The following is a 6,000-nucleotide window of genomic DNA, read 5'->3' on the forward strand; positions in this document are numbered from 1 at the left end:
AGGCATTGCGACCACCGGTGCGTGGTCTTGTGGCGTGTGATTCCCCTGTGATATCCAGCCTGTGATTACCACATGGGCGGACGTGAAATCAGGCGCCGATCCCACTTCGTACCGCACGGGATCCCGCCCGACGAAGGGACGAGTTTCATGCGACTCAACAGTGGGGCAGGCGGCACCGGGGGTTTCGGCAGACGGGCGATGCTCGGCGGGACGGTCGGCATGGCCCTCGCCGCAGCCGGCCTGTCGGCGGGCCGCGCCTGGGGTGACACGCCTTTCCACGACGACCCGTTCACCCTGGGAGTCGCCTCCGGCGATCCCTGGCCGGACGGCTTCGTGCTGTGGACCCGTCTCGCGCCCCAGCCCCTCGCTCCCGACGGGGCCGGAGGCATGCCGCCGTACGCCGTCGACGTCCAGTGGGAGGTCGCCCGCGACGAACGCTTCCGGTCCGTCGTACGCCGGGGGCGGGCCCGGGCGGTGCCCGAACTGGCCCACTCCGTCCACATCGAGGTCTCCGGACTGCAACCGGGCAGGCACTACTACTACCGCTTCCGCGCGGGCAGCGTGCACAGCCCGGTCGGCCGCACCCGCACCGCGCCCCCGCCGCACAGCCGCCCCAAGGAACTCGACTTCGCCTTCGTCTCCTGCCAGGCGTGGTTCGAGGGCTTCTACACCGCCTACCGGCACCTCGCCGAGGAGGACGTCGACCTGGTCCTGCACCTCGGCGACTACATCTACGAGAACGCCATCGATGCCATGGGCGGCGTGCGCAACGTCCCCGTCGCCGCCGAACTGCGCCCCGAACCGATGGACCTCGTCCAGTACCGCAACCGCCACGCCCTCCACCGCTTCGACCGCGACCTGATCGCCGCCCACCAGGTCCACCCGTTCGCCGTCGTCTGGGACGACCACGAGGTCGAGGACAACTGGGCGCGCGACAAGTCCAAGGCCGACAACGAACCCGATCAGGACCCGGCGGTCTTCCGGCAACGCGCGGCGGCGGCCTTCCAGGCGTACTACGAACACCTGCCGCTGCGGCTGCCGAACAAGCCGAACGGCTTCGAGGCCAGGATGTACCGCAGCCTGCGCTACGGTCGGATGGCCACCTTCCACATCCTCGACACCCGGCTCTTCCGCGACGACCAGCCCTGTGGCGACGGCACGAAGAGCGGCTGCGACGAACGGCTCACCCCCGGCCGCACCATCCTCGGCCCGGAACAGGAGCAGTGGCTCCACCGCAGCCTCGGGCACTCCGACACGACATGGAACATGATCTCCCAGCAGATCCCCGTGACCCAGGTCGACACCGATCCCGGCCCCGGTCAGTCATTCGTGATGGACTTCTGGGACGGTTATGTGGACGCGCGCCAACGGCTGTTCAAGGAGATCACCGACCGCGGCGTCAGCAACCCCGTCGTCCTCACCGGTGACATGCATCGTCACCTCGCCGCCGATCTCAAGCCGAACTTCGACGACCCGGAATCGCCCACCATCGGCGTCGAGTTCGTCGGTTCGTCCATCTCCACCACGAAGGACGGGATGGACCTGGACCCGTCCGGCGCCCGGCTGCTCGCGGCCAACGACCACATCAAGTTCACCAACTTCCAGCGCGGTTACGTACGTTGCGCACTGACCAGGGAGAGCTGCCGGGCCGACTTCCGGGTCCTGCCGTACGTCACCACCCCCGGCGCCCCCGTCTCCACCCGCACCTCGCTCGTGACCGAGGCGGGCCGTCCCGGGATCCAGCCCGCCTGAGAAAACACCGGCCGCCCCCTGCCGGGAGAGCGGCAGGGGGCGGATCGTGCCGGACGTGTCCCTTGCCCGGCACGGCCCGTCGCCGCCCGCGCGGACGGCGACGGGGAGACCCGGTCAGGGAGCGGTGCCCCAGGAGAGGGTGCCGCCCGCGTAGACGGCGATCTTCGAGGCGTCCGCGTAGGCCGTGTTGGTGGCGCGGCTGTAGTCGTCCGTCTCGTCGAAGTTCGACCAGTCGCTCTTGTTCAGCCGCAGCTGGATCTCCCCGGTGGAGGCTCCGGCGGCCAGCGTGCCGCTGGAGAAGCCCACCTCCAGGTAGTGGCTGGCCCCGGCGGCGGAACTGCCCGACGAGGACACACCGCGGATCACGTTGGAGCAGCCGATGACCGCGTAGTCGCAGGCGGTGTCGAAGGTGCTCGCGCCGGCCTCCGGAGTGAACCAGTACCGGATCTTCACCGTGGACAGATCCACCGCGGCGGACCCGGTGTTGACCAGTTGCAGACCCATCCGGATCTGGTTGTCGGTGGCCGAGGAGTCGGTGTTCTTGTACTGGACCTTGAGCGTCCCGGTCCCGGTTCCGCCGCCCTGGTCGGTCGTGGCCGAGACCGCCGCGGAGGCCGCCGAGACATTACCGGCCGCATCCCGCGCCCTGACGGTGTAGCTGTACGCGGTCGAGGCCGTCAGGCCCGTGTCCGTGTAGGACGTCGAGGCGGAGGAACCCACCTTCGTTCCCGAGCGGTAGACGTCGTACGCGCTCACGCCGGTGTCGTCCGTCGACGCCGTCCACGACAGCGAGACGCTGCCACTGGTCTTCCCCGTGACCTTCAGACCCGTGGGCGCGGTGGGCGCCTGGGTGTCGTCACCGCCGCCACTGCCGTTCAGCGGCGGGTAGGCGTTGCGTACCAGCTCCTGGAACTGCGCGGAGAACCAGTGGCCCGCGAGCGGGGAGTTCGGCAGGGCGCCGGTCAGGTTGTTGCCGTTGCGGCCGTTACCCGTGTACGTGGGGTCGCACATCCGGTCGAAACCCTTGCCCTCGTCGTTGTCGACGGGCTGGCTGTTGCCGTCCGACTCGCCCGGGGGCTTCGCCCAGACGTACGCGTCGATGCCCGGTTCGGGGGCGCTGGTGGGCCGCTCGCCGATACCCGCACCGCTCTGGTTGCACCAGTTGCCCGCATGGATGCGCCGGTCGACGCGGCCCTTGTTGACATAGTCGTTCACGTTGGTGAGCGGTCCCGCGGCGGTGGGCCGGGCGGAGCCGCCCCAGCCGTTGCGGGCCGTGTCGATCAGGATCCCGATGTCCGAGGCGAAGCCCTGGCGCACCAGCTCCGTGCGCAGCGCCTGCGCGAAGGAGAGCTCGTCGACGTAATAGTTCCAGTCCACCCACTTGGACTGGCGCACCGTGGTGCCGTTCACCGTGTCGGTGACCTTGAAGTAGGGCTCCTTCAGGGCCGAGTAGTTGGCCGTGTTCACGATGAAGCCCTGGACGTCCGCCACGGTCGCGCCCTCGGAGGTCGCGGCCTTCTTGAACTCCTGTGCCGCCGGGACGAAGTTGGAGTCCCAGCCCAGCCAGCCGTGGTGGGCGGCATCGACGTAGTTGTAGACGTTGGGTATCGCACCGAGGGTGTGCAGGGCGTAGCCGACGCCCTTCTCGTAGTTGCCGTTGGCCTTCATCGTCGCGCACGCCTCGGTGGACCCGGCCGTGCCGCCGGCGTTGGTGACCAGGTTCGGCAGCGAGTCCGGCTCGATGATGGTGGCGATGCGCAGACTCGCGTAGGCCGGGTCGGAGAGGACGTCGGCGATGGGGTCGATGTACTCGGTCTTGTACCGGTCGATCTCGGTGGGTCCGAGCTCACCGTTGGATGCCAGCGCCGCGCAGTCCCGCCCCGGCAGGTCGTAGATGACCACCTGGAAGAGGTTCGCGCCCTGGTCCAGGGCCGCGTCGAGGTGCTCGCGCAGACTCATCGCGTCGCCCGCGCCCTCGATGGCCGCGATGCGGTCCATCCAGACGAAGGAGGGCTCGTCTGCGATCGCGCTGCCGCCCGGTTCGGCCGCCGCCTTGGCGGACCAGTCGGGGTTCACATATGCGGTGGCGCCCACGTAGGGGTTGTCGACCCGGGCTGTGGCGGCCTGCACCGGTGAGGGTAGGGCCACTGCCAGCGCCGCGCCCATCGCCAGGGCGGAGAGTGCGGCCAGTTTTCGGCGTACTCCGTGCAGGGTGGTGCCTCTGGTTCTCATTGCGGCTCCGTGCTCCTCTCGTACGTCCGCGGTGGTTGCCGCAGACGGGTTCGTGGGGGGTGTGACGCGTGGGCGGCGGACCGGTCAGGGTGCGGTGCCCCACACCAGGGCCCCTCCGAGTGCGGCTGTAGTCGTCGGTCTCGCCGAAGGGCGACCAATAGGCCTTGTCGGCCGCGGCGCCCCGAGCGGCGCCCCGAGCGGCGCCCCGAGCCGCCGGTGCGGCAGGAGCGGCTGCCGCTGCTCGCCCTGGGCCGGACTCAGGGCGAGCAGACCGCTGCCCAGGGCGCTGCTGAACGTTCTACGGGATATCGACACAAATCCTCCGATGGCGGGCGTCGTGGGGGAGGGGTGGAGGGATGGATGCGGCGGCGCGGTGGTGCGGAACGGGTCCGGGCGGCGTACGGACCCGATGCCCCGGGCGGGAGCACCGTAGGGGGCGCATGACGGCCGTTGTGTGCAAGCCTTGATTGTGGGAGCGCTCCCAAGGTGGCGTGATGATGCGCACCTGTCAAGAGTCAAATCACAACTGCTTTACGGCTTCGTTGACTTGACGCCCCGGCACGGGCCCGGCCCGTGGCGCACAGCCGCTGGTGACGGACGGTGCGCCAGGGCCGGAATCACGTGTCCCGACGGCGGGGGATCGCGCGCGTCACCGAACGGTGAGCGAACCCTTCATGTACGGATGAATGGTGCAGATGTACGGGTAGGTGCCGGGATTGACCGGGGCGGTGAAGGTGGCCGTCTTCCCGGGCGCGATATCACCGGTGTCGAAGGTCTTCCCGTTGGTGGCGCCGGCGGTGGCGGTCACCGTATGGGCCACGGCGTCCTCGTTGACGACAGTGATCCGGGCGCCCGCGGGGACCGTCAGTTGGGTCGGTGTGAACGCGAAGTTCTTGATCGTGATCCGTGCCTTGCCGACAGGGGACGGCGAAGGCGACGCGGAGGCCGAGGGGGAGGTGGAGGGTGTGGCGCTGGTGGGCGACGAGCCGGCGCCACCGCTGTGCGAACAGCCGGCGAGGGCAGTCGCGCAGACGATCGCGGCGGCCGCGGTGACACCTGCCCGGCCGGGCAGAAGCGAAGCGAGCATGGTGTCAGTGACCGCCATCGGTCGAGCCCGGTTGCGGCGTGCCGGACGTGGCTGTGCACCGACAGCGGCGGCGAACAGCCCCACGACCACGGCCGTGGCTGTCCTCGCATGGTTCCTCATCACAAGAGCTCCTCGGAACGGGCCGCCGCTGAGGCGGCACTCTGGCCCGAACGTTAGGTGCCGTTCGACCGAGGGGAAGGCAGGCGCTCGGGATGGCCCGGCGGTCGAATCCATCCGGGTGCGGGCCTTCCGTCCGTCGGTACCCCAGCCGGGCCCGCCGACTGCCCCGAAGGGTGGGACCCGCGGCGCGGCGTCTTGCCCGGTGCCGCATTCCAAGATCGTCTTGCGAGGTTCCCGGATACGGGACATCAAGGCGGGCGGGTTGTTCAGGACATGAGGGACGCCCGGGACGCGCGCCCCCGGTCCGTTGCCAGGACGCCCCCGGTCCGTTGCCAGGACGCCCCCGGTCCGTTTGCCGGGACGCCCCGCAGCCCCCGAGCCCCAGGAGTTCTCCCGATGCGCCTGAGCGCCGCTTTCGCCGCAGCCGCCCTGCTCACCCTCACCGCCGCGGTGCCCGCCGCGGCCGCCCGGTCCGACGACCCGGTGCCGGACCGTGGGCTCTTCCTCACCGTCTCCGGGAGCGAGGACACCTGGATCCGTGGCCTCGCACTGTTCTGCCCGCCCGCCCCGGACGCCCATCACCCCGAGGCGGCCGCCGCCTGTGCGGCGATCGACGAGGCGGCAGGCGATCCGGACGGCCTGCCCGGCGACCCGCACCTGTGCAGCCAGGAGTACGACCCGGTGACGGCCACCGTCACCGGCAAGTGGGACGGGCACCCCATGTCCTGGCAGAAGACGTTCCCCAACGCCTGTGTGATGGACGCGGCCACCGGACCGGTCTTCCGCTTCTGAGTCCGGCCGTCCTGAGC

At 70.1% G+C, this 6,000-nt stretch carries 4 protein-coding genes; 2 read left to right on the top strand and 2 right to left on the bottom strand.

Going from position 1 to position 6,000, the window contains the following annotated elements; genetic code table 11:
• Positions 1-147: 147 nt before the first annotated feature.
• Positions 148-1,752, top strand: a complete 1,605-nt coding sequence (locus ACFU8Q_RS17085; RefSeq protein WP_384454004.1) for an alkaline phosphatase D family protein — start codon at positions 148-150, stop codon at positions 1,750-1,752.
• A 114-nt stretch (positions 1,753-1,866) separates the two neighbouring features.
• Here ACFU8Q_RS17085 and ACFU8Q_RS17090 read toward each other — a convergent pair whose 3' ends face one another.
• Together ACFU8Q_RS17090 and ACFU8Q_RS17095 are read right to left on the bottom strand one after the other, a co-directional pair.
• Positions 1,867-3,984: a glycoside hydrolase family 6 protein gene (locus tag ACFU8Q_RS17090; protein ID WP_384454007.1), complete on the bottom strand. Its 2,118-nt coding sequence runs from the start codon at positions 3,982-3,984 to the stop codon at positions 1,867-1,869.
• A gap of 649 nt (positions 3,985-4,633) precedes the next feature.
• A complete protein-coding gene (locus ACFU8Q_RS17095; protein ID WP_384454010.1) occupies positions 4,634-5,071 on the bottom strand; it encodes a cupredoxin family copper-binding protein in 438 nt (145 codons plus the stop codon).
• 516 nt (positions 5,072-5,587) lie between these two features.
• Here ACFU8Q_RS17095 and ACFU8Q_RS17100 point away from each other — a divergent pair.
• Entirely contained in the window at positions 5,588-5,983 is a 396-nt protein-coding gene (locus ACFU8Q_RS17100) for an SSI family serine proteinase inhibitor (protein ID WP_384454012.1), read from the top strand.
• Positions 5,984-6,000: the final 17 nt, after the last annotated feature.

The organism is Streptomyces sp. NPDC057543, from assembly GCF_042801895.1.
Lineage (GTDB): Bacteria > Actinomycetota > Actinomycetes > Streptomycetales > Streptomycetaceae > Streptomyces.

Coding starts and splice junctions, on each gene's coding strand:
- ACFU8Q_RS17085 (WP_384454004.1), top strand. CDS start 148: ATGCGACTCAACAGTGGGGCAGGCGGCACCGGGGGTTTCGGCAGACGG.
- ACFU8Q_RS17095 (WP_384454010.1), bottom strand. CDS start 5,071: ATGCTCGCTTCGCTTCTGCCCGGCCGGGCAGGTGTCACCGCGGCCGCC.
- ACFU8Q_RS17090 (WP_384454007.1), bottom strand. CDS start 3,984: ATGAGAACCAGAGGCACCACCCTGCACGGAGTACGCCGAAAACTGGCC.
- ACFU8Q_RS17100 (WP_384454012.1), top strand. CDS start 5,588: ATGCGCCTGAGCGCCGCTTTCGCCGCAGCCGCCCTGCTCACCCTCACC.